Below are 1,890 nucleotides of genomic sequence, written 5' to 3'. Positions count from 1 at the left end.
CTTATATTTCTGATACGAGTTGATAGGATAGGACTCTTATTTTTCTCTTGGGATTCCAATTTTTCAATATCAGTAATGATTCGTTTTTTTAGCTCTTGTTTTTGTTTTGTTTTCCACATTAGATCGGAATTTAATTTCTTTAAGGAACTATCAAAATCAGTATCTTCATATTGCTTTTTCATCCAAATACCCCTCCTTTATTAATTGTTTTTTCAATGCTGGAATAGCTCTAAAAAGAGTAGATTTAACTTTACTCTCAGACCAGCTCAATATCTTTGCCGTATCCTCAATAGAAAAACCTTTGATTTTTCTTAAAACGATCACCTTTCGATATGTATCTTTGATTTCCCCTAACGCTTTATATAGTTCAAATGACTCCTCTTTTATTTGAATCATTTCTTCAGGCAATGAGTTATTGTCCTTTTGCAAAAGAAATACTTCTTTAAAGAACCTGATGGGTTTGCGTTTTCTTAAAAAATCAACCGTTAAATTATGAGCGATACTGAATAGCCATGTTTTTTCACTGGAATGCTGATTAAATGAATTATGATATAAATACGCTTTTACAAAGGTATCATGGGTCAAATCCTCTGCTTGTTGATAATCCTTAACCATCAATAAAATAAAACTTAAAATGGATTTACTATGTTGGTCATACCAATCTGCAATTTCTTCTTTTCTGTACTTCGACAAGTTACTAACCCTCCTTTTCTTGAATGTTCAATACTTAGACGTATTAACTAAATAAAAGTTGTGTTTTTACATTAAAAAAATCTCTAAAAGTTTAGATTAGAGATTTTTTCGTTCTTTTATAGAACTGACGTTTATATCAGTTGTCTTAGAAATAAGGTGAAAATCATGCTCCAAGCTCATGTTTTCCTCCTTAAAATAAGTCCCTCATTAGATCTAATATTAGTATTCCTTATGGAACTATCCTGCCCCATTAGTGCCATAAGAAAAAAGAGGTGCCAGAGCAACTCCCTTATTTCACCTGTTAGGTTAAGAACTACGCTTTTTTATTTTTTATCTCTTCCAACAGAGAGATAACCTTTTCATTCTGTTTAATTATTGTTTGATTTTGATTTCTCATTTTTGTGAAGTCAAATAAAAATATTAATAAGATTGCTACTATAAGGAAAGCCATAATTCACCTCTACACTCTACTTTTCTCTAAATTATACCAGTTCTTATGCAACTAAMCTGCCCYGTTAGKTCATTAAAAAAAGGTTGCCGCAGCAACCCTTTGTTAAACTAGTCGAGTAGAAAGGAACCTCTCTACCTTACGGTAGATTGTGTTCCTCCCCCTCACAGAACCGTGCTTGCGCTATTAACGCACACAGCTCCTCCTAGTTACCATTCACAAAACCTTGCTAATCTCTTAGGATCAGATTTTTGCTAATTCTGCTATCCTTACTAGTTTTGTCTCCATTTATTATTCCTACCTCTGTGTGTAGTAAATGTGTCCCTAGCAAGGGTGATAACTGGTAGCTAGCCTTTCCTCCATCGGCATTACCCAATTTCATTGGTACTACGCTGCTATCCGACTCCCTACAATCGGCATTTGGTTTCCTTGCTTGTTATCGCTTGTACACCATACTCTTCTAAAAACGGAAAAGACCGGTAGGGTCTCCCGAGTTGCCGCATCATATCAATGTATAACGTGCCAAGGTCTCTGACTCCAGAGAGGTTTTACCCTTCTTGCCTTTAAGGAAAGGTAAAATGTAGCTTTCTGCTGTGCGTAAGGCATCAGCCCTCTCGATTTACTAACATTATGGAGCTCTATCCCTTCAACCATTTGGCTTTCGGCCCGCTATCTAGCTGTCTACGCTTAAAGACTAAAGTTACCTTTAGCCCTCCAAGACTCGCTACGAGCGAATGGCTAGTTCTTAC

Annotated in this window: 2 protein-coding genes; both read right to left on the bottom strand. The window is 35.7% G+C overall.

Annotation, left to right across the window (positions count from 1 at the left end):
* Positions 1–182: hypothetical protein (locus AC1DUW_RS27305; protein WP_477643986.1), on the bottom strand; the 182-nt coding region annotated here is incomplete at its 3' end.
* Positions 166–693: an RNA polymerase sigma factor gene (locus tag AC1DUW_RS27300; protein ID WP_477643985.1), complete on the bottom strand. Its 528-nt coding sequence runs from the start codon at positions 691–693 to the stop codon at positions 166–168. The genes AC1DUW_RS27305 and AC1DUW_RS27300, both read right to left, overlap by 17 nt.
* Positions 694–1,890: the final 1,197 nt, after the last annotated feature.

The sequence above is a fragment of the Peribacillus sp. P4_C12 genome (assembly GCF_056402095.1).
The sequence above is the reverse complement of the archived record's forward strand: the minus strand, read 5'-3'. Positions and strand labels throughout refer to the sequence as shown.